The sequence below is a fragment of the Streptococcus mitis genome, from assembly GCF_003942765.1.
GTDB lineage: Bacteria > Bacillota > Bacilli > Lactobacillales > Streptococcaceae > Streptococcus > Streptococcus mitis_BE.
Window position 1 is genome coordinate 47,086 of sequence record NZ_RJNW01000004.1, and the last position, 21,231, is coordinate 68,316.

General features: G+C 42.5%; 21 protein-coding genes. 1 reads left to right on the plus strand and 20 read right to left on the minus strand.

Going from position 1 to position 21,231, the window contains the following annotated elements; translation table 11 throughout:
* Positions 1-4: 4 nt before the first annotated feature.
* From hrcA to D8849_RS06860, 9 genes are all read right to left on the minus strand, one after another.
* The gene (gene hrcA, locus D8849_RS06815) at positions 5-1,039 is read right to left on the minus strand and encodes a heat-inducible transcriptional repressor HrcA (protein ID WP_000255759.1); all 1,035 of its coding nucleotides are present in this window, start codon (positions 1,037-1,039) and stop codon (positions 5-7) included.
* 160 nt (positions 1,040-1,199) lie between these two features.
* A complete protein-coding gene (locus D8849_RS06820; RefSeq protein WP_125386596.1) occupies positions 1,200-1,712 on the minus strand; it encodes a DUF2812 domain-containing protein in 513 nt (170 codons plus the stop codon).
* A gap of 34 nt (positions 1,713-1,746) precedes the next feature.
* Complete coding sequence (locus tag D8849_RS06825; RefSeq protein ID WP_060806109.1) at positions 1,747-2,322, minus strand: DUF2812 domain-containing protein; 576 nt, start codon at positions 2,320-2,322, stop codon at positions 1,747-1,749.
* Positions 2,322-2,642, minus strand: a complete 321-nt coding sequence (locus tag D8849_RS06830) for a PadR family transcriptional regulator (protein ID WP_125386597.1) — start codon at positions 2,640-2,642, stop codon at positions 2,322-2,324. Before D8849_RS06830 ends, D8849_RS06825 begins: the two co-directional genes overlap by 1 nt.
* Positions 2,643-2,761: 119 nt before the next feature.
* Positions 2,762-4,108, minus strand: a complete 1,347-nt coding sequence (gene glnA, locus D8849_RS06835) for a type I glutamate--ammonia ligase (RefSeq protein ID WP_084861904.1) — start codon at positions 4,106-4,108, stop codon at positions 2,762-2,764.
* Positions 4,109-4,144: 36 nt separating this feature from the next.
* Complete coding sequence (gene glnR, locus D8849_RS06840) at positions 4,145-4,501, minus strand: transcriptional repressor GlnR (protein WP_000659548.1); 357 nt, start codon at positions 4,499-4,501, stop codon at positions 4,145-4,147.
* A 76-nt stretch (positions 4,502-4,577) separates the two neighbouring features.
* Entirely contained in the window at positions 4,578-5,105 is a 528-nt protein-coding gene (locus D8849_RS06845; RefSeq protein WP_000119915.1) for an FUSC family protein, read from the minus strand.
* Between the two features lie 323 nt (positions 5,106-5,428).
* Positions 5,429-6,628 (minus strand): phosphoglycerate kinase, encoded by a 1,200-nt coding sequence (locus D8849_RS06850; RefSeq protein WP_042750167.1) that lies wholly within the window; start codon positions 6,626-6,628, stop codon positions 5,429-5,431.
* A gap of 273 nt (positions 6,629-6,901) precedes the next feature.
* The gene (locus tag D8849_RS06860) at positions 6,902-11,974 is read right to left on the minus strand and encodes an endo-beta-N-acetylglucosaminidase (RefSeq protein ID WP_125386598.1); all 5,073 of its coding nucleotides are present in this window, start codon (positions 11,972-11,974) and stop codon (positions 6,902-6,904) included.
* Between the two features lie 303 nt (positions 11,975-12,277).
* On the opposite strand from D8849_RS06860, the gene D8849_RS06865 reads away from it, so the two are divergent.
* Positions 12,278-13,909, plus strand: coding sequence for a Na/Pi cotransporter family protein (locus D8849_RS06865; protein WP_125386599.1), 1,632 nt, complete (start codon positions 12,278-12,280; stop codon positions 13,907-13,909).
* A gap of 97 nt (positions 13,910-14,006) precedes the next feature.
* Here the strand turns inward: D8849_RS06865 and D8849_RS06870 are convergent, their stop codons facing one another.
* The 11 genes from D8849_RS06870 to racE all read right to left on the minus strand — a co-directional run bounded on the left by D8849_RS06870 (position 14,007) and on the right by racE (position 21,212).
* Positions 14,007-14,303, minus strand: coding sequence for a bacteriocin immunity family protein (locus D8849_RS06870; protein WP_004260989.1), 297 nt, complete (start codon positions 14,301-14,303; stop codon positions 14,007-14,009).
* A gap of 19 nt (positions 14,304-14,322) precedes the next feature.
* Positions 14,323-15,387, minus strand: coding sequence for a glutamyl aminopeptidase (gene pepA, locus D8849_RS06875; RefSeq protein WP_084928162.1), 1,065 nt, complete (start codon positions 15,385-15,387; stop codon positions 14,323-14,325).
* A gap of 115 nt (positions 15,388-15,502) precedes the next feature.
* Entirely contained in the window at positions 15,503-15,739 is a 237-nt protein-coding gene (gene yidD / locus D8849_RS06880) for a membrane protein insertion efficiency factor YidD (protein ID WP_004260985.1), read from the minus strand.
* Positions 15,739-16,461 carry a pseudouridine synthase gene (locus D8849_RS06885; protein ID WP_070842233.1) on the minus strand — a complete coding sequence of 241 codons (723 nt, stop codon included), beginning with the start codon at positions 16,459-16,461 and terminating at the stop codon, positions 15,739-15,741. The genes yidD and D8849_RS06885 overlap by 1 nt, the downstream gene beginning before the upstream one ends.
* Positions 16,448-17,017 carry an SMC-Scp complex subunit ScpB gene (gene scpB / locus D8849_RS06890; RefSeq protein ID WP_125386600.1) on the minus strand — a complete coding sequence of 190 codons (570 nt, stop codon included), beginning with the start codon at positions 17,015-17,017 and terminating at the stop codon, positions 16,448-16,450. Before scpB ends, D8849_RS06885 begins: the two co-directional genes overlap by 14 nt.
* Positions 17,018-17,035: 18 nt before the next feature.
* Entirely contained in the window at positions 17,036-17,764 is a 729-nt protein-coding gene (locus D8849_RS06895) for a segregation/condensation protein A (RefSeq protein ID WP_094753604.1), read from the minus strand.
* Positions 17,764-18,498, minus strand: coding sequence for a site-specific tyrosine recombinase XerD (gene xerD, locus D8849_RS06900; protein ID WP_312023088.1), 735 nt, complete (start codon positions 18,496-18,498; stop codon positions 17,764-17,766). Before xerD ends, D8849_RS06895 begins: the two co-directional genes overlap by 1 nt.
* Positions 18,495-18,956: a cyclic-di-AMP-binding protein CbpB gene (gene cbpB, locus D8849_RS06905; RefSeq protein WP_020902176.1), complete on the minus strand. Its 462-nt coding sequence runs from the start codon at positions 18,954-18,956 to the stop codon at positions 18,495-18,497. Before cbpB ends, xerD begins: the two co-directional genes overlap by 4 nt.
* Positions 18,953-19,474: a metallophosphoesterase gene (locus D8849_RS06910; RefSeq protein WP_125386602.1), complete on the minus strand. Its 522-nt coding sequence runs from the start codon at positions 19,472-19,474 to the stop codon at positions 18,953-18,955. The genes cbpB and D8849_RS06910 overlap by 4 nt, the downstream gene beginning before the upstream one ends.
* Positions 19,450-20,421 carry a nucleoside-triphosphate diphosphatase gene (locus D8849_RS06915; protein WP_125386603.1) on the minus strand — a complete coding sequence of 324 codons (972 nt, stop codon included), beginning with the start codon at positions 20,419-20,421 and terminating at the stop codon, positions 19,450-19,452. The genes D8849_RS06910 and D8849_RS06915 overlap by 25 nt, the downstream gene beginning before the upstream one ends.
* The gene (racE, locus tag D8849_RS06920) at positions 20,418-21,212 is read right to left on the minus strand and encodes a glutamate racemase (RefSeq protein ID WP_049493675.1); all 795 of its coding nucleotides are present in this window, start codon (positions 21,210-21,212) and stop codon (positions 20,418-20,420) included. The genes D8849_RS06915 and racE overlap by 4 nt, the downstream gene beginning before the upstream one ends.
* Between the last annotated feature and the right edge of the window lie 19 nt (positions 21,213-21,231).

Genomic DNA, 21,231 nt, shown 5'->3' on the forward strand with positions numbered 1-21,231 from the left:
AATCTTAATGTACTTCGTAATGATTACTGCTGAGGTAGCGGTAAAAGTCTGTCAACTTCATGGTCAAAACACGGTTGACTACGTTGACTTGGTTGATTAGCTGTTGGTAATCCAGATTAACAGGACCGATAATGGCTAGAATTCCAACTCCCCGATAAGGAATGAGGAACTTGCTACTAATCACCGCTAGGTCAGCTAGACAGGACTCTTGACTGTCTGCAACACGGACGTTTTGCATCTGATCTTCACGCAACCCCTCACGAATCTCCAGAGCCACCTTTTGCGGTTGATCAAAGAACTGATAGGCTGCCAGATTGGCAAAATTCAAGAGATTGACCTTCCCCGCCACCACAATGTTTTCGTTGAACATTTCCTTAAAAATGTGTTCAAAGAGATCGATAACATTATCCGTTGTTGTAAAGTAACGCTGGATAATCTGCGGAATCTCCGTCCGAATCTTGTAGTGAATATCTAGAACGGTGTGGCCGAGAAAACGCTCCTGAATAATGCTCTTCAGTTTCAGCAAATCCTCCTGCAAAAAGTTCCTTGGAATCAGAAACTGACTGGTAACCGTTCGAGACTCGTCTAGGGTGAATACCGCCAAGGCTGTATGTTGCCCCAAAACAACGATATCAAAGGCTGTCAAACGTTGCCTGCTCGGCTCAACATCCAGTGCTACTACCGTACAGCCACTCAAGTCTGTTAGTAGATTAGCAGCCTCTTGCAGAATATCCTCCAATTTGAAAAATTCCTGATCAAAGGCTTTGACAATCTCGTAAACCTCATTTTCAGCCAGTCGATCAAAATCCAGTGAGTGTTTCACATAGTACTGAAAACCAGCAACACTTGGCATCCTACCACTTGAAGTATGAGCCTTCTCAAGCAAACCTTGCTTTTCTAGAGCCGCCATGTCATTACGAATGGTTGCACTGCTAGAGTTAATAGACTCTTGCAAGGCTTTGGATCCGACAGGTTCGTGCGTTTTGGTAAAGATGTCAATAATCAGATTTAGAATATCCTGCTGACGCTCTGTAACCACCTCATCACTCCTCTCTGTCTGATCGATTAGCACTCGATGCACTCAAGTGCTAACTTATGATTCTATTATACACCCTTAAAAGAGAATGTCAAGATAAAAACTCAAAAAATTAGCACTCTTTTATCAAGAGTGCTAAAAATCAGTCTGAAGACCTAGAATCCTACCTTCCATCTACTTGGTATTTCCTTTTAAGTCTGAAAAAACCATGGATTAGATAAGAAATCAGAAAAGCATATAAAAGAAAAATAATAAAGAAAGATATAGAAAGTTCTTCTTTAAATAAACTCATACAAACAACTAAACCACCTAAGAAAGTAGCTGTACATGAACGAAGTCTAGATCGCATAACTTCCCATCTGAGCCCCTTACTCATATAGACTTGATCCTCCGGAAGTAAATCAGAAGACGATTTACGAAGAATCGAACAAGAACCTGCTCCCATCAATTCCCAACCTCTATTTCTAAAATCTTGCAGTTCATGCTTATATTTTTTAAGAAATTTAGAATCATAGATACGGTAGATGACATCGTCTGGTTGACATTGGTCAAAATAGAACAAACCAAAACGACTCGTTCTATATTTCCAACCCTTCAAATGCATCTCATGTAAATATTCTTCTTCCTTGTCCAAATCAACAATGGTGAAAATCCGAAATTGATTTTTATTTATCATGACTTCCCCTCCAATTTTGAGCATACCTACCCTATCATAAATCTGATAATTCCTTCTTTTTATGCCATAACTTCCAGCTAATATAGGCAACTATTAACAAAAGGATTAAAGACAAGAAAATATCTAGCCCGACCGCAAGTAAACTCCATAGACCATACGCATTACTTTTATTGAGCAACTTAAGTAAGAATGGTATATGTATGGCTAGCAAAAGTAAAACAGGTACTAATCGCAGTCTTAAAATGCGATTAACCATAGCTAACTTCCCGGCCGCGTCATTATAAATTTCAAACTCTGCATCCGATTCAATTTCAGAATGTACTTTTCTAAAATAGGAAAAACTATTAAAGTCTGTAATATGCTCCCAGCCACAGTCTTTAAACAGTTGTAAATAGGAAGCTCTCTCTGATTTTTCCATTGGGTAAAAGTCCAACTGATAAGACACTTGCTCAGGGTGACACTTTTCAAAGGTATACTTAACTGCAAACAATAAGATAGAATAGCTTACTTTCCTAAGTTTCCAGCCCTTAGCATGCATTTCTCTAAAGTATAGAGCCTCCCTCTCATAATCCGCAATTGTAAAAATTCGATAAACAATTTTCTTTTCCATCATCCTTCCTCCCGACTGTTTCTATAGAGCCGTTCAATACGCTTCAATTCAATATCTAAGACTTTGCGTCCCAAGTCTGTAATCTGATAGATTTTCCGTTTTTCCTCTTCGCGGACAAAGGAAATCAAACCATCCTTTTCCATCTTTGACAAGGTTCCATACATAGTTCCAGGACTAATCGAAACTTGCAAATCTGTCATCTCCTTGACCTTTTGCGTAACACTATAACCATGACCTTCCTTTTGCAGACAGAACAAGATATAAAAACCCGTTTCCGTCATCGGAAGATAAACTCGACGAATCTTATCCGTTAATTCCATTTATAACCACCTCCTATTCAGTTCGATATATCGCACCTCGTTATATAAAATATATCACATCTCGATATAAAACACAAGAAAAAAGACCACCCTCAGGCAATCTTTCTTCTATATTAGTATTAGTAAAGGTCTAAATAATTATCAATTTCCCATTGTGAAACGAAGGTTGCATAACTTGCCCATTCGATTCGTTTGGCTTCAAGGAAACTAGTATAGATATGTTCTCCAAGAGCCGCTCTGACAACCTCATCCTCTGTCAGAGCTTTCAAAGCGTTGTGAAGAGTTGATGGAAGGTCTGTAATACCAGCTTCCTTACGCTCTTCCGCTGTCATGATGTAGATATTTTCTTCGATAGGAGCTGGTGCTTCGATTTTATTTTCAATACCATGCAAACCAACTTCCAAAAGAACAGCCATAGCGATGTAAGGGTTTGCCATCGGATCCACTGAACGCAACTCAAGACGAGTTCCCATACCACGTGAAGCAGGTACGCGCACAAGTGGCGAACGGTTACGACCAGCCCAAGCAATGTAAACAGGCGCTTCATAACCTGGAACCAAACGTTTGTATGAGTTAACCGTTGGGTTCATGATGGCAGTATAGTTGTAGGCATGTTTGATCAAACCACCAAGGAAATGGTAGGCCGTTTCTGACAACTGCATTCCTTTTGGATCATTTGGATCAAAGAAGGCATTGTTTCCTTCTGCATCAAACAAGGACATATTACAGTGCATACCTGATCCGGCAATACCAAATTTTGGTTTAGCCATAAAGGTTGCGTAAAGGCCATGTTTGCGAGCAATGGTTTTAACAACGAGTTTAAAGATTTGAATCTTATCACAAGCACGGAGGACTTCATCGTACTTGAAGTCAATCTCGTGTTGTCCAACCGCAACCTCGTGGTGACTCGCTTCTACTTCAAATCCCATTTTGGTCAAGACATTGACAATCTCACGACGTGTATTGTCCGCAAGGTCAGTAGGCGCCAAATCAAAGTAGCCACCCTTGTCATTCACTTCAAGTGTTGGGTCTCCATTTTCATCCAGTTTAAATAGGAAGAATTCTGGCTCTGGCCCAAGATTGAAGGATTTGAATCCCACTTCTTCCATGTGACAAAGAGCACGTTTCAAATTACCACGAGGGTCTCCTGCAAATGGCTCACCTTCTGTTGTATAGACATCACAGATCAAACCTGCAACACTTCCATTTTCATCTCCCCAAGGGAAGACTGTCCATGTATCCAAGTCAGGGTACAAGTACATATCCGACTCATTGATACGTACAAAACCTTCAATAGAAGATCCATCAAACATAGCCTTATTTGACAAGACCTTATCTAACTGTTCATCTGTAGCAGGAATTTCGACGTTTTTCATAGTTCCCAAAATATCTGAGAACATGAGACGAATAAAGGTAACATTTTTTTCCTTGACTTCACGACGAATATCTGCAGCTGTGATTGGCATGAGTTTTCTCCTTAATGTATGACTACTTGCGGTTGCCTAACCGCGACCAAAAGGTGACCGTACTGAAGCAAAGCGACCCTGTTGGAGGAGTTCATTGTGAAGCGCACGACGCACCTCAGTCTGACTCACCGCTTTCTTGGATTTCGCTTCACGTTCAGCATATTTTTTCTTAATGGCAGCGATATTATAACCTTCAGAGATATAATCTTTGATTTCAAGCAGACGATCCATGTCATTCAAGGAATACATGCGACGGTTCCCTTCGTTTCGATCAGGCTTAATCAACTCTTGATCTTCATAATAACGAATCTGACGCGCCGATAGATCGGTCAACTTCATAACACTGCCGATAGGAAAAACAGCCATATTTCGGCGAAATTCTTTTTCCTTCATTTACAATTTCCTTCTTTCTGTCTATTATAGTCTAAAAAAAGACAAACGTCAATTGATAATGTTATAAAATGTAACATTATTTTTCTTTTTTCTCTAAAAAGAGACGAATACGATCAATATCGTAATTTACGAGAATTGCGACAAAAACTCCCATGAAAGTTTCTGATACACGCGCAAATACGTACAAAATCGTCTCGCCACTCGGAATCGATAGGGTAATGATTAACATAGCCGCTACACCACCAATTACACCTGCTTTATTATTCATAGCTACATTTGTCATAATGGTTAACATGGTGCAGATTGGAACAACTACTAAAGTTACCCAAAAGGCTTCATGGAAAAAGGTATTTAATAGGAAGAAGACCAGGGCATAGAGGCCACCGATACTATTTCCTAGAATACGCGAAGTCCCAAAATGGACACTCTTATCAAAACTCTCCCTCAGGCTAAAAACGGCTGTCAAAGCACCAATTTGAAGACCTTTCCAGCCAAAAAAGCCAAAAATCAAGAGAACTAGAAAAACAGCAATACCTGTTTTAAAGGTTCGCATACCAAGTTTGAACTGGGATTTATCGAATTTATATTTTTTAAAATAACTCATAATCTCAACTTTCTATTTCCATTTTATCATAAATCGGTGATTTTTATGAGTAATAGTTGAGAGGAAGCGTTTTTATTTTAAGCAAAAGAAAAGAGGAACTTTCATCCCTCTCTTCTTTGATTTGTTTATAAAGTCTTATTTTTCTGTCAAGGCTGCAAGTCCTGGAAGAACTTTACCTTCAAGAAGTTCCTTTGATGCTCCACCACCGCGTCACAAATACCTACACTAACACAAAAAGGTGACATAGCCACCTTTTTGTTAACGTTTCAGTTTTGTTCCTTTTTCTACAAAATCAGGATTTTGTAGAGACTAACGGGCTGAAATTATTTTTCTGTAAGTGCAGCCAAACCTGGCAATACTTTACCTTCGAGAAGTTCCATTGAAGCACCTCCGCCCGTACTAATCCATGAGAATTTGTCTGCACGGCCAAGGTTAATAGCTGCGGCAGCTGAGTCACCACCACCGATGATTGATTTAACTCCTGGTTGTTTCACGATAGCGTCCATCACACCGATTGTACCAGCTTGGAAGTCTGGGTTTTCAAATACACCCATAGGTCCGTTCCATACAACTGTTTTCGCACCAGTCAAAGCTTCGTCAAATTTAGCGATAGATTTTGGACCGATATCAAGACCAAGGAAGCCTTCAGAAACTGCTTCACCTTCAGTGTCACGCACCTCAGTGTAACCAGCAAATGCGTTAGCTTCTTTTGAGTCAACTGGCAAGATCAATTTACCGTTTGCTTTTTCAAGAAGAGCTTTCGCAACATCCAATTTGTCTTCTTCTACAAGTGAGTTACCGATTTCGATACCTTGTGCTTTGTAGAATGTGTAAGTCATACCACCACCGATAAGGACTTTATCAGCTTTTTCAAGCAAGTTTTCGATAACACCGATCTTGTCTGAAACTTTTGAACCACCAAGGATAGCCACGAATGGACGTTCTGGAGCTTCAACTGCTTCTTGGATGTAGGCAATTTCGTTTTCAAGAAGGAATCCAGCAACTGCTTTTTCAACGTTCGCTGAGATACCAACGTTAGATGCGTGTGCACGGTGAGCTGTACCGAATGCATCGTTTACGAAGATGCCATCTCCAAGTGATGCCCAGTATTTACCAAGTTCAGGATCGTTTTTAGATTCTTTCTTACCGTCAACATCTTCGTAACGAGTGTTTTCAACCAAGAGAACTTGTCCATCTTCAAGAGCGTTGATTGCCGCTTCCAATTCAGCACCACGAGTGACACCTGGAAGGAAAGCAACGTCTTGACCCAATTTAGCTGCCAAGTCAGCAGCTACAGGAGCAAGTGATTTACCAGCTTTGTCTGCTTCTTCTTTTACACGGCCAAGGTGAGAGAAGAGGATAGCACGTCCACCTTGTTCAAGGATGTACTTGATAGTTGGAAGAGCTGCAGTGATACGGTTGTCGTTGGTAATCACGCCATCTTTTACAGGTACGTTGAAGTCAACACGAACGAGAACTTTTTTCCCTTTCAATTCAACGTCTTTAACAGTCAATTTTGCCATTAGATATGACTCCTTCTTTTTTTATACGTGTTAATTATATCACAAAATCAGCAAAAGAGATAGAAAAACCCTAAACTTTTCCAGTTCTTTCTTGCAACGAAAACTAGCATTTCTGAAAATCAAAACTAGAAAAACTTTTCCAAATCACTAAGTAATACAAGAAAAACTAGTTAATCCATCTCATTCTTCCACTGATTTTTACTAGTTAAAACGAGGTTTGACTAATCTGCATCCAAACCTTGTTTTTAGTTGTTATGAGGAAATGCAAGAATCCTAAATCGATTCGTTTTCTCTCTTCTTTCCAGCAAGTAGGCCATAGCCACTCATCACTCCGAGGAGTCCTAGTGCTACTAGGCTAGCATCTCTTGTTACTCCAGTATTTGGAAGTTCTTTACCTACTTTTTCATTTGTTGGTGTTGCTAAAAGAGCTTGACCTATTTTTTGAGAGTCTTGCTCTTCTTTCGTTCCAACTTCAATAATTTCCGGAAGAGCTTCCTTGAGAACTTCTGTTGTACGAAGGGTACGATTGCCTTGGGCATCTACTTCTACTAGATGACGAACTTGACCTTCTTCTCCAGCTTGCACAATACGACGTTGACCTTTGAGAAGTTCTGAGTTTGGATGTTCTTGACGTTCAAAGGATACTGCAACTTCTTCAACTTCTAGTTTCGAAGTTTCTAGAACCAGGTCTTTAACTCCTTCAGCTGGTTGATTACTTGAAAAGACTTTGGTTCCAACCTCTACGATTTCAGGGGTTGCTTCTTTCAAAACTTCTGTAGCGCGAAGCGTACGATTGCCTTGACTATCTACTTCAACCAAGCGACGAATTTGTCCCTCAACTCCTGCTTGGACAAGTTGACGTTGACCTTTAAGAAGGTTCGCATTTGATCGTTCTTGACGATTGAAGGCCACTGTATCCTCTTCAATTTCTAGTTTCGGAATTTCTAAAACTAAGTCTTTTACTCCTTCTGCTGGTTGATTACTTGAAAGAACTTTTGTACCTACTTCGGTAATCTCTGGAACAGCTTCCTTGAGAATTTCTGTTGTACGAAGGATACGATTGCCTTGAGCATCTACTTCTACTAGACGACGAATCTGCCCTTCTTCTCCTTTTTGGACAAGTTGACGTTGACCTTTAAGAAGGTTCGCATTTGGTCGCTCTTGACGCTCATAGGCTGTTGTTTCAGTTTCAACAACTAATTCAGGGAGGACCTCAACTGTTGGGGCTACTTCACTTGGATCCATGCTACCAACATGATGACTTTCTTCTGCAGGAGCTAGTTTCTTATTCAGCTTTTCTTTCATGTCCGCAAAAGCTTGTGGAGTTGGCATCTCTGAAGCCAACAAAGTTTCTGCTTGTTCAATCAACTCAGCTTTAGGATCTTTTTCACGGATAGATTCGAGCAAGCCTTCCAATTCTTCTCTAGCAGTTTGATAACGTTGATTTCCATCCAAGTCCGCTCCAGCTTGTTTCAATTCATTCAAGGCTTTGTTGACTTCTTCTTGGCTAGCATTGTGGTTTTCTGCTACAACTTTCGCTGCATTGAGTTTCTCTACTAGTACAGCTTGTTTGTCCTCACTTGAGAAGGTATAGGCAAGGGTTGACTGACGGCCTTGGGCAGCAGTGATTTCTTGTTTAAGGTATTCATCATTAACTGCAGCCTTTGGAGAAACCAAGACATCAAACTCAGCCGTGTGCCCCTTGTAATGCAGGGTCAAGGTCTGGCGTCCAGTCTTCTGAGCATCGTATCCCGTGATTTCAACACCTTCATCAGTAAAGCTGTGAGTCTCTTCTGTCTCATCATCATAGAGAACACCAAAGCGACCTTCAGAGAGATCCAGTTGATCTCCTACTAGATAGTCTGTTTTTGGTTTCTTAGTAATATACAAGCCCGCTACTTCTTTTGGTTTTCCTTCATCCTGTCCTGTCACTTGGACTTTCAGATCACCTGACACTGGTAAACCAAGGTATTGCAGTGTTAGGTTTTGTTCCCCTTTTTGATGAGCGTCGTATCCAGATACCGTCACACCTGAGTGAGTAAGGTTAATCAGCTCGTCGGCTTGTCCCCCTTCGTATTGAACACGGAGTGTTCCGCCTCTGAGGTCCAGTTTTTCTCCTTCTTTATAAACTGTCTTTTTAGGTTCTTTTTCAAGGCTAACTGCAGCAATTTTTCTCTCATCCTGTGGAATCGCTACAGCCAAGGTGTTACTGATTTCTTTGCCAGGTAGTTGAGTACGATAGTAGAGGAGAGTTGGTTGCTTGTCAAAGCCCAATGGAGCTGTTGTCAAGTCACCTCCAGTTTCAGTCTTCAAGGTTGCAATTGGTGTTTGTGAATCAGCCTTGTCGTAAACGGTGATGGTTGCGCCTGCCGGAACATCAGAGAAGCCTAGTTGAACTTGGTGGTTTCCAAGTGAACGAGCAGCTACCTTAGCCATTGGAATATTTTGACTTTCTGTGTCCAAGGCTTCGTACATCTTCCAGTTGTAGATACGAATGGCCTTCCAAGGTGTTCCGTTATCAGATGTAATGACATGCAAACGCCAGTCTTGGGCAGTAATTGGTTTGTCAAGAGTGATATCCGTAACGTGCGCTTTATTACCACGGACTTCCTTAGCCAACTTCCATTGACCATCCGCATCTTTATAATAAAGGTCAAAGTCTTTGGTGTTCATCAAACCGTCGTTTACAGATTCTCCACCAGCTCCCGCATGATCCATCACCCATCTGACAACTGTACGTGGCTGAGTCAAACGAATATCGACACTACCGCTCAATTGTCCTGAAGACCACTTGTCTGAAAGACTGGTAATGGTACCGTTCAACATACCTTCAATACCTTCTCCACCTTCGGTATTCGGGAAAGTGCTACCGATAACCGTTGCCCCTGGAACAATATTTTCAGCCAAAGGTCTTGGGAGAGTCGTATCCTGAACAGTCATGCCCCAGTTAAAGGATGTCGTCGCAGCTTCTGAACGAAGGCCATTTTTACCAACTGCAACAACTTTCAATTCTTGCGTCGTACCAGTCGCATTAGCAGAGCGGCTAACTTTTGGCAAGTAGATGGTTGAAGCAGATGAACCTGTCAACAAACGCCAGTTATCCCCATCTTTTTCGTAGACTTCATAGAAATCCGCATCTTGATTACCCGCAAACTGGACCACTGCTTCAGCTTCTTGGGCATTTTTAAGAGATTGTTTCACCACAGAAAGTCCTGTAGGCGCTTGTGGTGCTTGGTGATTGTCTGAAATTGTTAATTGACCTAGGTTAAACTGATAATCTTTTACAGCTCCTTCATGCTCGAAGAAGAGTTTGACTGCATAGATGGTTTTACCTGCTAGTGAGCTGAGATCAAATTCTTCATTTGTCCAGTTGTCAGAAAGGGTTAGCTCTTTCCATGCATCTGCATCATCGAATTTGTAGTCTGGAGTTGTAGAGAAGGCCATATAAACTTTCGAGCCTTTTCCTCCCTTGTGGGCAACACGAAGTTTGGTTTTCTCAGTTACTTCTAACTTAGTAGAATACAAATTCACATCCTGGTCCGTCTTACCAGCTACATTACCTGAGAATTTAAGGGAATTTCCGCCATTGTAGGCATCTGTAAAATCATATTCTGCACGAAGTTTCTCCCCTGTTGAAGTCTGCCACCAGCGCCATGTTGGCAAGATACCTGAAACCGAACGGTAGTTCCACTCAGAATCCTTAGAAACCTTTCCGTCTACAAACCACTTTCTACCATGGCCTGTATTAAAGGAGGTAGTGAAGGTCCGGCCTACTGCTGGTGTGCGGTCTGCAACTAAATTAGCAATCCCATACCACTCTTTGTCCGCTGGTTTTTGAGCTGTCGGATCTCCTTGGTAACCTGTGAAGAAGATATCTTCGTTTTTATGGTAATCTTCACCTGTTTTTCCTAGACTGGTAATTGTATCTGGTGCAAAGAGTCCAAGTGACAAACGTAACTTGCCTTTTTCATCTAAGAGTGCATCCCATTTAACTTTTGTCTTATAAGAACCACCTTGTTGCAATTCCAATCCTGCAAAGACATCATATTGACTACGTTCCAGCCATTTTGCCATTTCTACAGAGTGGTCATTCTTTTCCTTATTCCAGTTGAAATTGGCAAAGAATTGATCCGCAGGGACCTTGTCACCTTCTTTTTGCATGAATTGGTAGTTGTAATCACCTAGACCATCTTCGTGGTAACGACCATATTTATAGGTCATGGCATCGTACCAAGCATACTTGATTGGATGGTTGACTTTTGCCGCATATTCTTTTGTATAGAGCATGAATTGACGCATTTTTTCACCAAGTGGCGTTACTAAGTCACCCGTTGTTTCTTGGTTGATAAAATACCCATCAAAGCCATAGTACTTAGCAAGATCAACAAGTTTTCGTGCAATAGGGAAGGTTCCATCCTCATCTTGTTTCAAAGCAGCAACAAATTTCTCTTGGTCTGCAATACTATTAGACCAGTTGAAGAAGAGTGTACCATATACAGGAACCCCGTTACGGTGACCTGCATCAATAACGTCAGGAGTTGGAACGAGACCTTCCCAGAAGACCATTGAATCCAAGTATTGCCAGTAGTCAAAGGCGTAGGCCTTGAATTCTTCTCCACCAACAGAAGCGTGGTCTTTAGCCTTTGAGTTGGTATTTGCTAGCGCCTGAACTTTGGCTCTTCTACTTGCTTTTTCGTTCACCAACTGGCCTCTATGGCGCTTAGCAAGTTCAACAGAAGAACGATTGATGGGATCATCCTCACGCGCACCCGGTTCCCATTTCAACAAATCCTCCCAAGAATTAAATTTGATTTCCTTTGGTTTTAATGTTTTTTCTGTATTTTTAGGGACATCTGGCTGGACTTCTTTTTCAGTCTTATTAACTTCTGCTGCTGGCTTAGACTCATCCCCTTGGCTAGTTCCTTCAGGCTTTGCTTCTGTTTCCTTGTCAGACTTAGGTTTTGCTTCTGCAGATGGTGTTTCTGCAGCCACCTCACTTGCTTTTTCCTCTGGTTTAGCTGCGCTTACCGCTTCTGCAGTTTCAGTAGTTGCAGCTTCATTGCTTGCTGGCGAAGCAGTTTCAGATGCTGTCGCTACTCCTTCTGCCTTTTCTGGCTTATTTTCTCTAGCATGTTCTCCTTCATGCTGCTTGTCAGCTTCATTAGTTGGATGCTCACTCTCTCCTGAAACAAGCTCTGTATTGGCTCCGCTATTTTCAGGAACTGCAGTTTCTTCAGCCAAGGCTGGACCAGCAAATAAAACAGCACCAATCATTAGCGAGCAGGCTCCTACTGATAACTTACGAATACTGTAACGACAACGTCTTTCAAAAAATGTATTCTTCATTTTCTCCTCCTAAAAGATTGATTTTGCTACATAAAAGAAAGCGCTTAACTTTCTTTATAAAATTTTTATCCCAATCACAGGGACCAAGATAATTCCTACCTCATTTTAAAATATTTCTTTTAAATGTCAATATATAAAAGGAAATACCTATATCTAGGTTAGAAATTGGTAAAATTAATATAATTAAGGCCCATTCTAACGAATTTTCTTTCTAAAATCTTAGCTTAACACTTGTTAGATTTACTTTTATCCTTTAAAATAGAATAGGAGAAATTCCGTTATTATTTTTCGGAGGAAAAAGAAATGTCCATTAATTGGCAGGAAATTTTATTTCACTTTTTAGGTGGTCTGGGACTATTCTTATATAGTATCAAGACCATGGGAGACGGTTTGCAACAAGCTGCTGGAGATCGCCTTCGTTTTTACATTGACAAGTACACTAGCAATCCCTTTTTAGGTGTTCTAGTCGGAATTGTCGTGACTGCCCTGATTCAGTCAAGTACAGGGGTTACAGTTATCACGGTTGGACTGGTCAGCGCTAGTCTTCTCACTCTTAGACAGGCTATCGGAATTATCATGGGAGCCAACATCGGAACCACAGTTACTTCCTTTATCATCGGTTTCAAGCTTGGTGAGTATGCTTTACCCTTGATTTTCCTTGGAACCATGTTCCTCTTCTTTACCAAAAACAGAACAGCAAACAATATCGGGCGTATCTTGTTTGGTGTAGGGGGAATCTTCTATGCTCTCAACCTCATCAGTGCCGGTATGAGTCCTCTTAAAGATTTACCACAATTCAAGGAATATATGGTAACCTTGGGACAAAATCCTGTATTAGGAGTTTTTGCCGGTGCAGTGATTACCGTCCTCATCCAAGCTTCTTCTGCGACAATCGGGATTTTGCAAGGTCTCTATGCAGGTGGATTCCTTGACCTTAAAGGTTCTCTACCTGTTCTCTTCGGGGATAATATCGGGACAACCCTAACAGTTATCATCGCGGCAGCTGGAGCCAATATCTCTGCGAAACGCGTTGCTGCAACCCACGTCACCTTTAACGTATTAGGAACTATCCTTTGCTTAATCTTATTAGGTCCATTTACATCTATGATTGAGTACTTCCAGGCACTCCTTCACCTCTCACCTGAGATGACCATCGCCTTCTCTCACGGTGCCTTTAACGTAAGTAACACCATTGTACAATTTCCATTCATCGGAGCCTTGGCCTACTTTGTAACCAAGCTCATCCCTGGTGAAGATGAAGTTGTCAAGTACGAGCCACTTTATCTTGATGAGCATTTGATTAAACAAGCTCCATCAATCGCTCTCGGAAATGCCAAAAAAGAACTCCTTCACTTGGGAAATTATGCTTCTAAAGCCTTTGACCTTTCATACAACTACATCATTGACCTTAATGAAAAGGTTGCTGAAAAAGGACACAAGACAGAGGAAGCCATCAATACCATTGATGAAAAATTGACTCGTTACCTCATTACTCTTTCCAGTGAAGCCCTTAGCCAGAAAGAAAGTGAAGTGCTGACAAACATCCTGGATTCATCCCGTGATTTGGAACGGATTGGGGACCACGCAGAAGCCCTAATCAATCTGACCGACTATCTTCAACGTAAAAATGTTGAGTTTTCTGAAGCTGCTTTGGAAGAACTAGCTGATATCTATCAAAAAACCACTGGCTTTATCAAGGATGCCCTTGATAGTGTAGAAAATAATGATATTGAAAAAGCTCAAAGTCTGATTGAACGCCATAAAGAAATCAACAATATGGAACGTGTTCTCAGAAAGACCCACATCAAACGCCTCAACAAGGGCGAGTGTTCAACACAAGCTGGGGTCAACTTTATCGACATCATTTCCCACTATACTCGTGTATCTGACCACGCCATGAACCTTGCTGAAAAGGTCATCGCTGAACAAATCTAAGATCCAAGAAGCTATCCTAAATGGGATGGCTTTTTTCTTTTCCTAACCAAGAATTGCTTTTCTAATATATAGAAAAATGCTTTGATTCACAATGGAATCAAAGCATTTTAAAGAGCTCCCCATACATAAGCGCAGAAGCTGCAGTTCCCCTGTACTTTGCCTCTTCTCTTTTGATAAAGCGAGCCAAGTTGAGCAACTCAGGTGCCGGATGTTTGGGATTTAGGAGCAATTCACGATTGACCAGACCTGAGAGACGAACTGCCAGCAATTGCTCATTTGTAGTAGGCAGTTTTTTAGCAGTCTCTAGGAGAGCAGCAACTAAATCTTCACTCAAATCATGTCGAGCATGATTGTAAAGATCTTTTACAAGGCTTTCTAGGTTTGGTTCTACCATCCCTACCACCTCCTTAAGTTTAATAATTTTTAATCAAATCAACTGTTGAACGATCTAATTTCTTCACCAAGGCCTGCAAGAAAGCTTGCGCTTCTAGGAAGTCATCCATTGCATAGAGGGTTTGGTGAGAGTGGATATAACGAGCGCAGACACCGATAGTTGTAGATGGGACACCGCCATTTTTCAGATGAGCTGCGCCAGCGTCTGTTCCGCCTTTACCACAATAGTATTGGTACTTGATACCAGCTTCTTCAGCCGTTGTCAAAAGGAAATCCTTCATCCCTGGGAGAAGCAAGTGACCTGGGTCATAGAAACGAATCAAGGTTCCATCCCCAATCTTGCCTTGACCGCCATAAACATCACCAGCAGGTGAGCAATCAACTGCTAGGAAGACTTCTGGGTCAAACTTGGTTGTGGAAGTATGAGCACCACGAAGACCAACCTCTTCTTGGACGTTAGAGCCAAGATAGAGTTCATTTCCGAGTTTTTGACCTGACAGAGCTTCCGCCAACTCGCTCACCATAAGAACACCGTAGCGGTTGTCCCAAGCTTTTGAGATGATATTTTTCTCATTGGCCGTCAAGATTGCAGAACTATCTGGTACGATGGTGTCGCCAGGACGGATGCCAAAACTTTCTGCCTCAGACTTATCCGCAAAACCGCCATCAAAGACGATATCTGCAATAGCTGGCATAGTTGGGCCGCCCTTACCACGAGTCAAATGTGGAGGAACAGAGCCTGAAATCACAGGAATTTCACGACCATCACGAGTCAAGAGTTTGAAACGTTGGCTACTAACCACCATAGGATTCCATCCACCGATTTCTACCACACGGAAGGTACCATCTGGCTTGATTTCGCTGACCATAAAACCAACTTCATCCATGTGAGAAGCGACCAAGACGCGCGGCGCATCCGTAGCTTCTGAATGCTTGATACCAAAAATACCACCCAAGCCATCTGTCACCACTTCATCCACGTGCGGTGTCAACTTTTCACGAAGATAAGCACGGACAGGTGCTTCATGACCTGAGATCGCAGCAAGTTCTGTTACTTCTTTGATTTTTGAAAATAATGTTGTCATTTCAGTTCCTTCTTTCTTTCATCCATTTTACCACTTTTTATAGGAGAAGGATAGCGGGAATCATCATTCCAGATAAAACTACTTGTGAAAAAACGAATCACCATTGTAATTCGTTTTATTTATGATTCCGTTTGAGTGAAAAATGGTCTGGGACGGGGTCCTTACCTGTTTTCGACCAGGGATGGCAACGTAAAATCCGAGACAAGCCCATCAAAACACCCTTGAAGCCATGTTTTTCAATAGCCTGAATCATATAGTTGGAACAAGTCGGCTCAAAGCGACAAGAGGGTGGAAAGGCTGGCGAGATAAAACGTTGGTAAAAGCGCACAGGCGCTATTAAAATTCGTTTCATTATTTCTTGGTTACAGCCATGGTGTGTAGTTGGCTGATTTCTTTTTTATTAAGACGACGGAATTCTCCTGGACGGAGTCCTGTCAAGTCTAGATGTCCGAAACGGGTCCGTGACAACTTATCTACTTGGAGACCGACAGCTTCAAACATCTTTTTAACCTGGTGGTTACGCCCTTCATGGATAGTCAACTGCACCACAGAGCGGTTTTTGACTGGGTCCACTTTGAGAATCTCATAGACAGCCGGCTTGGTTTTCTTACCATCAATCTCAAGTCCACGGGTCAAGGGGCGGAGATTGTCCTTATTGGCCACACCTTTAACACGCGCAACATAAACCTTGTCAATCTCATTACGAGGGTGAATCATCTCATCCGTAAAATCCCCATCATTGGTCAAAATCAAGACTCCTGATGTATCCCAGTCCAAACGACCTACAGGGTAGATGCGCTCTTTCACGTTGGGCAAGAGGTCGACAACCGTCTTGCGGCCCTTGTCATCTGTCACACTGGAAATAACACCGCGTGGTTTGTTAAGTAGATAATAGACCTTTTCTTCGTTGTAGATAGGTTGACCTTCAACTTCGACCTTGTCGCCTGACTTGATAGTGGTTGCTAGTTCACGTACCACCTGGCCGTTAACCGTCACCAAACCTTGCTTAATCAGCTCTTCTGCTTTTCTCCTACTGGCCACACCTGCGTGGGCAATATACTTATTGATTCTCATCTTCTTCTATCCTTTCACCAAATAATTGGCTTTCTTGGGCTTGAATCTCAAGCTCATCAATCACTGGTAATTCTTCTAAATGGTTTATCCCCATGTAATCTAGGAAATAATCTGTTGTCACATAGAGGTTGGGGCGCCCCAACACTTCTTTTTTCCCGTCTTCTCGTATCAAGTCAAAGGCCTGCAACTTTGCCAAGGCCCCACTCGAGTTGACCCCACGGATGGCATCAATCTCTATCCGTGTGATGGGCTGTTTGTAGGCAATGATGGACAAGGTCTCAAGGGCAGCCCGAGATAAACTCTGGTTGATAGGCGCCTTAGAGTATTCCTTCAAAATCTCTGAAAACTGAGGTTTGGTCACCAATCTATAAGCGCCCCCTGTCTCAATCAGGGCCAAACTGGAATCTGAGTCCTTTTCATACTTCTGGACTAATTTTTCTAAACTCTGTTGGATGCCTGTCGGTGGCAGAGAGAGGAGTTCAGCTAACTGGCGGACTCTAATCCCATCTTCACCCGCTACAAACAAGAGCGCTTCTATTTTTGCTAAAGTACTCATCTTTCCTCTCTATCAAGTCTAGCTTTGGGCCACTTGACTTTCTTCCTTCTTTTCCATGAGATAAATATCTCCGAAACTTTCCTCTTGCACAAGAATCAGCTCCTGGGTTTTGATTAACTCTAAGGTTGCCAAAAAGAGGGTAATGATCTCTTGGACATTCTGGGCTTCCTTAAACAAATCCTGCAAGCGCAACTGATCTCGTCCAGTCAGGGACTCTTTCACGATAACCATCATGTCCTCAATCTTATACTCATCCCGCAAGATAGTCGTGTGATTTTGTGCAAACTCCTCTTTTTTCTTGGCTAGGATATTTGAAAAAGCCAAAAAGAGGTCAATGGTCGTCTTGTCATGCACAAGCTCCGCATCTTCGTATATCAACTCTGTCGGCGCTTTGGAATAGTGCTGGGCCCGATCTTGGTGCTTGGCTTCCAACTGCTCACCCAAGAGCTTGAACTTGCGGTATTCTTCGATTTGAGAGAGAAGATCCTGCTCCAGGTCATCCTCCAAGTCTGTCACTTCCGCAACCTTTGGCAAGAGCTTGCGACTCTTGATCAGCATGAGCTGACTGGCCATGACCATGTACTCGCCCGTCACTTCCAGACGCATGGCCTGCAGGGTTGAAACATAAGCTAGATACTGTTCGATGACTTCCGTAATGGGCACATCGTAGATATCCATCTGATACTTAGAAACCAGGTGCAAGAGCAAGTCCAGGGGCCCTTCAAAATCTTTTAATTTAATATCCATTATCTATATTTTTCTAAGGTCAGGACTGTTTTTAATCCTAATTTTTTTGCAATTTCGTACAAATCGACCTTGTTTTCAATTTGTCGTAGAATGAACTGTTCCCGTAGGGCTTGGGCTGATAGTGCTGGAAAACCTTTCTCCCTGACAAAAGCTTCTAGCTGACGGAAGGCCCACTGACGAGAATAGGCTTTCCCTGTCCTTTCAAAAAGATAGGTCTGGCCCATCAAGGGTTCTAGCTCTGAAAGCAAGCTCGTGGGAATGGTGACAATCCTCTGTTGGGAAGCCTTCTGGATTCTCAACACTTGAAAATCTAGATTGATATCCGCAACCTTGAGAGCTAAAATCTCACTCGGCAAGAGTCCCATTTCTAGGATTAAGAGCGCTAGCAAGCGACCCTCTGAATAGTCACTTTCCTGCCAAAAAGAGTCTAGGTCTAACAATTCTGGCTTTTCGGTCTTCTTTTCAGCTTGGTTGGCTAATTCCAAGCGGTAAAAGCTATCCACTTCTCCTTTTTGATAGAGAAAGTAGAGAAATTGGTTACAGGCCGAAATCTTTCGCTTCTGGGCACTGATTTTTAGATTGGCTAGTTGGGCTTGGTAAATCTTGAGACTGGTCTCAGAAATCCGCTCGCCTACAATGTCTAAAAATTGCTCCAGATCATACTTATAGGACTGCTTGGAATTGGCAGACAAGCCCTGCTTTTCCTCTAAAAAATCTGAAATTCTGTCTCTCATTTGCATCGAATCTCATATTCCTTACTAAAGTCATGCAAGAGGGCATTGACTGCCTTGAGGATAGACTTGCGCGTGATGATCCCTTGGAAAATCCCTGACGCATCCACAACCGGCAAGAAGGACTCATCTACCAGCTTGTGCAAGACCTCCGTAATGGTAAAATCAGGCGAAACAACCGCTACATCCGTTTTGGTCATATGAACAATATCCGTATCCGCCATAATTTCTTGATTCAAGTCATGCTCCATCTGATAAGCCATAATATCTCTGAGCCCAATCGTCCCAACAAACTGTTTTTCATCTGTCACAACAGGAACACGGGTATAGGTCATCTGACTGAGCAAGAGGGTTGCATGATCCGCATTGTGGGTATCAATCAACACAGCTAGATTTTCAGCAGGGGTCAAAAAAGTTTCTTCTTGCCCCAACAAGAAAGTCTCAAACTCCTTGGCAATCATCGGCTAAACTCCTTGGACAAGCCTGGATACACCTCATGGTCTCGTGTCAAAAAGTCCACTTTAAAATAACTATCATCAATCTCCACACGAGCATAGAGACATTCTCTGATGGTCCCACGTGGTTGACTGATGGAACCTGGATTTAGAAAAAGAGCCTTTCCTTCCATCCAAGCATTTGGCACATGCAAGTGACCATAGAGACAGATATCGGCCTCTTCCTCCTGAGCCCAGTAGTCCAACTTTTGAAAGTTGAAATTGATGTCAAACAAGTGACCATGAGTTTGGATAATCTTGGTCGAACCAAGCTCGGTCACCAAACGTTCTGGGTAGCCGGCGTAGAAGTCCATGTTCCCTTTAACAACACGGATGCCTTCCCAAAGGGGAGAATCAGGACGCAGTTCAGAATCGCCATTATGAAAAACGGCATCAACTTTGCCTACATAGCGATCACGGATTTCTTCCACAATCAAGCTATCGCCATGAGAATCGCTCATTACAATGATGGTTTGCTTTGCCATGATGGAAATACCTCCAAAAGTTTCTTAACGGCTAAGGCACGGTGAGATTGACTATTTTTTTCTTCAAGGGTTAATTCAGCTGAGGACTTGCCTGTCTCTCCTACAAGGAAGAGAGGATCGTAACCAAATCCATTTTCACCCTTAGGTTCAAAGTTAATGTAGCCTGGCCAGTCTGCTTCAACAACCAAGCTTTCCTTGTTTGGACTGGCCACGACTAGGGTTGTATGGAATTGAGCCGAGCGGTCCTTGAGTTCAAAGACCATGGCCAATTCGTGCAAGAGTTTGGCATTGTTTTCACGGTCAGTAGCTCCCACTCCTGCGAAACGAGCTGACCAGACACCTGGCAAGCCACCAAGGACATCGACTTTGAGACCTGAGTCATCTGCCAAAACCATCTTGCCCGTTAATTGAGAAATGGTTTCTGCCTTGAGACGGGCATTTTCTTCAAAGGTCATGCCTGTTTCTGCTACTTCAGGCAGGTCAGGATAGTCATTAAGATTTTCCACATCGTAGCCTAACTTATCAAAGATAGCTCGGAATTCTTTGGTCTTGCCTTCGTTTCGAGTCGCAATCAATAAGGTTTCTCTGACCTTATTCGTCTCAAAGAAATCATGAACATTGACCCCTTCTTTAAGCAATTCTACATGCAGGAGTTGCCCATTTTCAATCAAGAGAAAAGCTCCCTGACGTTGGATGACTTCCAGATTTCGTCCCATTTCTTGGTTGAGGATATCTACCACAAAAGACAATAAACGGTAGAGAGAACCATAGCGTAAAACAGTAACAGAAACAGGAAAACCTTGTTCCTCATCTCGAAATCTTTGGGCAAACTCCAATAGAGGAAAATCCAAGTCTTCATCAGTCAATGTCCGGACACCACCAAAAATACTATATGAACCGACATACCAGTCCTGGTCATCCTTGTATTCATAAATTTTATTTGTCATAATTCTACATGCTCCACATAAATCTCTTTTTCCAGCCATTCTTCACCAATTTGGGCAAAACTTTGGCTGCTGGCTGTTGTGTAAAAACGGTGATGGAGTGGTCCAGCATCGCGACCACGATTGATTTCAAAATAATTGAGTAAGACTGAAATGTCCCGTACGCACTCTGCCCCACTATCGATGAGCTGAACCTTTGGCCCCATGACATTTTGAATAATAGGTCTGAGAAGTGGATAATGGGTACAACCCAAAATCAGGCTATCCACCTTTCCAACCAAGGGACGCAGGGTTTCATAGACCACTTTCTTGGTGACACTGGTTGACAGGGCACCCGACTCCACCAAGGGGGCAAACTTGGGACAGGCCAAACTCTCCACCTGTAAATCTGGATCCAGATCGTTAATTTTCTGACGATAAATGTCAGATTGGACCGTCATAGGCGTTCCAATGACTCCGATTTTTCCACCTTGACTGGACTTGATAGCTGCCGAAGCTCCTGGCAAAATCACACCTAGAACAGGAATGTCTAGTTGAGCCTTGATTTCTTCCCAGACGACTGCAGTCGCAGTGTTACATGCAATGACAATCATCTTGACATCCTTGGTCAAGAGAAAGTTGACCAACTGCCAAGTATATTCACGAATTTGCTCAGCAGGACGGGGACCATAGGGCGCCCGCGCCGAATCTCCAATATAGACGATTTCTTCATGGGGAAGCTGGCGCATGAGCTCGCGCACAACGGTCAAGCCCCCGACACCCGAATCCAAAAAACCAATTGGTCGATTATCCATACAGTCTTCTTTCTAGTCT

What these genes read in the sequence shown, in the direction of transcription:
- D8849_RS06845 (WP_000119915.1), bottom strand. Translation starts at nt 5,105, where the DNA reads ATGAGTTATTTTAAAAAATATAAATTCGATAAATCCCAGTTCAAACTT.
- glnA (WP_084861904.1), bottom strand. Translation starts at nt 4,108, where the DNA reads ATGCCAATCACAGCTGCAGATATTCGTCGTGAAGTCAAGGAAAAAAAT.
- yidD (WP_004260985.1), bottom strand. Translation starts at nt 15,739, where the DNA reads ATGAAACGAATTTTAATAGCGCCTGTGCGCTTTTACCAACGTTTTATC.
- D8849_RS06910 (WP_125386602.1), bottom strand. Translation starts at nt 19,474, where the DNA reads ATGGCAAAGCAAACCATCATTGTAATGAGCGATTCTCATGGCGATAGC.
- racE (WP_049493675.1), bottom strand. Translation starts at nt 21,212, where the DNA reads ATGGATAATCGACCAATTGGTTTTTTGGATTCGGGTGTCGGGGGCTTG.
- pepA (WP_084928162.1), bottom strand. Translation starts at nt 15,387, where the DNA reads ATGACAACATTATTTTCAAAAATCAAAGAAGTAACAGAACTTGCTGCG.
- D8849_RS06850 (WP_042750167.1), bottom strand. Translation starts at nt 6,628, where the DNA reads ATGGCAAAATTGACTGTTAAAGACGTTGAATTGAAAGGGAAAAAAGTT.
- xerD (WP_312023088.1), bottom strand. Translation starts at nt 18,498, where the DNA reads ATGAGAGACAGAATTTCAGATTTTTTAGAGGAAAAGCAGGGCTTGTCT.
- glnR (WP_000659548.1), bottom strand. Translation starts at nt 4,501, where the DNA reads ATGAAGGAAAAAGAATTTCGCCGAAATATGGCTGTTTTTCCTATCGGC.
- D8849_RS06870 (WP_004260989.1), bottom strand. Translation starts at nt 14,303, where the DNA reads ATGGTAGAACCAAACCTAGAAAGCCTTGTAAAAGATCTTTACAATCAT.
- D8849_RS06860 (WP_125386598.1), bottom strand. Translation starts at nt 11,974, where the DNA reads ATGAAGAATACATTTTTTGAAAGACGTTGTCGTTACAGTATTCGTAAG.
- D8849_RS06825 (WP_060806109.1), bottom strand. Translation starts at nt 2,322, where the DNA reads ATGGAAAAGAAAATTGTTTATCGAATTTTTACAATTGCGGATTATGAG.
- D8849_RS06830 (WP_125386597.1), bottom strand. Translation starts at nt 2,642, where the DNA reads ATGGAATTAACGGATAAGATTCGTCGAGTTTATCTTCCGATGACGGAA.
- D8849_RS06820 (WP_125386596.1), bottom strand. Translation starts at nt 1,712, where the DNA reads ATGATAAATAAAAATCAATTTCGGATTTTCACCATTGTTGATTTGGAC.
- D8849_RS06885 (WP_070842233.1), bottom strand. Translation starts at nt 16,461, where the DNA reads ATGAGAATCAATAAGTATATTGCCCACGCAGGTGTGGCCAGTAGGAGA.
- cbpB (WP_020902176.1), bottom strand. Translation starts at nt 18,956, where the DNA reads ATGATTGCCAAGGAGTTTGAGACTTTCTTGTTGGGGCAAGAAGAAACT.
- D8849_RS06865 (WP_125386599.1), top strand. Translation starts at nt 12,278, where the DNA reads ATGTCCATTAATTGGCAGGAAATTTTATTTCACTTTTTAGGTGGTCTG.
- D8849_RS06915 (WP_125386603.1), bottom strand. Translation starts at nt 20,421, where the DNA reads ATGACAAATAAAATTTATGAATACAAGGATGACCAGGACTGGTATGTC.
- D8849_RS06895 (WP_094753604.1), bottom strand. Translation starts at nt 17,764, where the DNA reads ATGGATATTAAATTAAAAGATTTTGAAGGGCCCCTGGACTTGCTCTTG.
- scpB (WP_125386600.1), bottom strand. Translation starts at nt 17,017, where the DNA reads ATGAGTACTTTAGCAAAAATAGAAGCGCTCTTGTTTGTAGCGGGTGAA.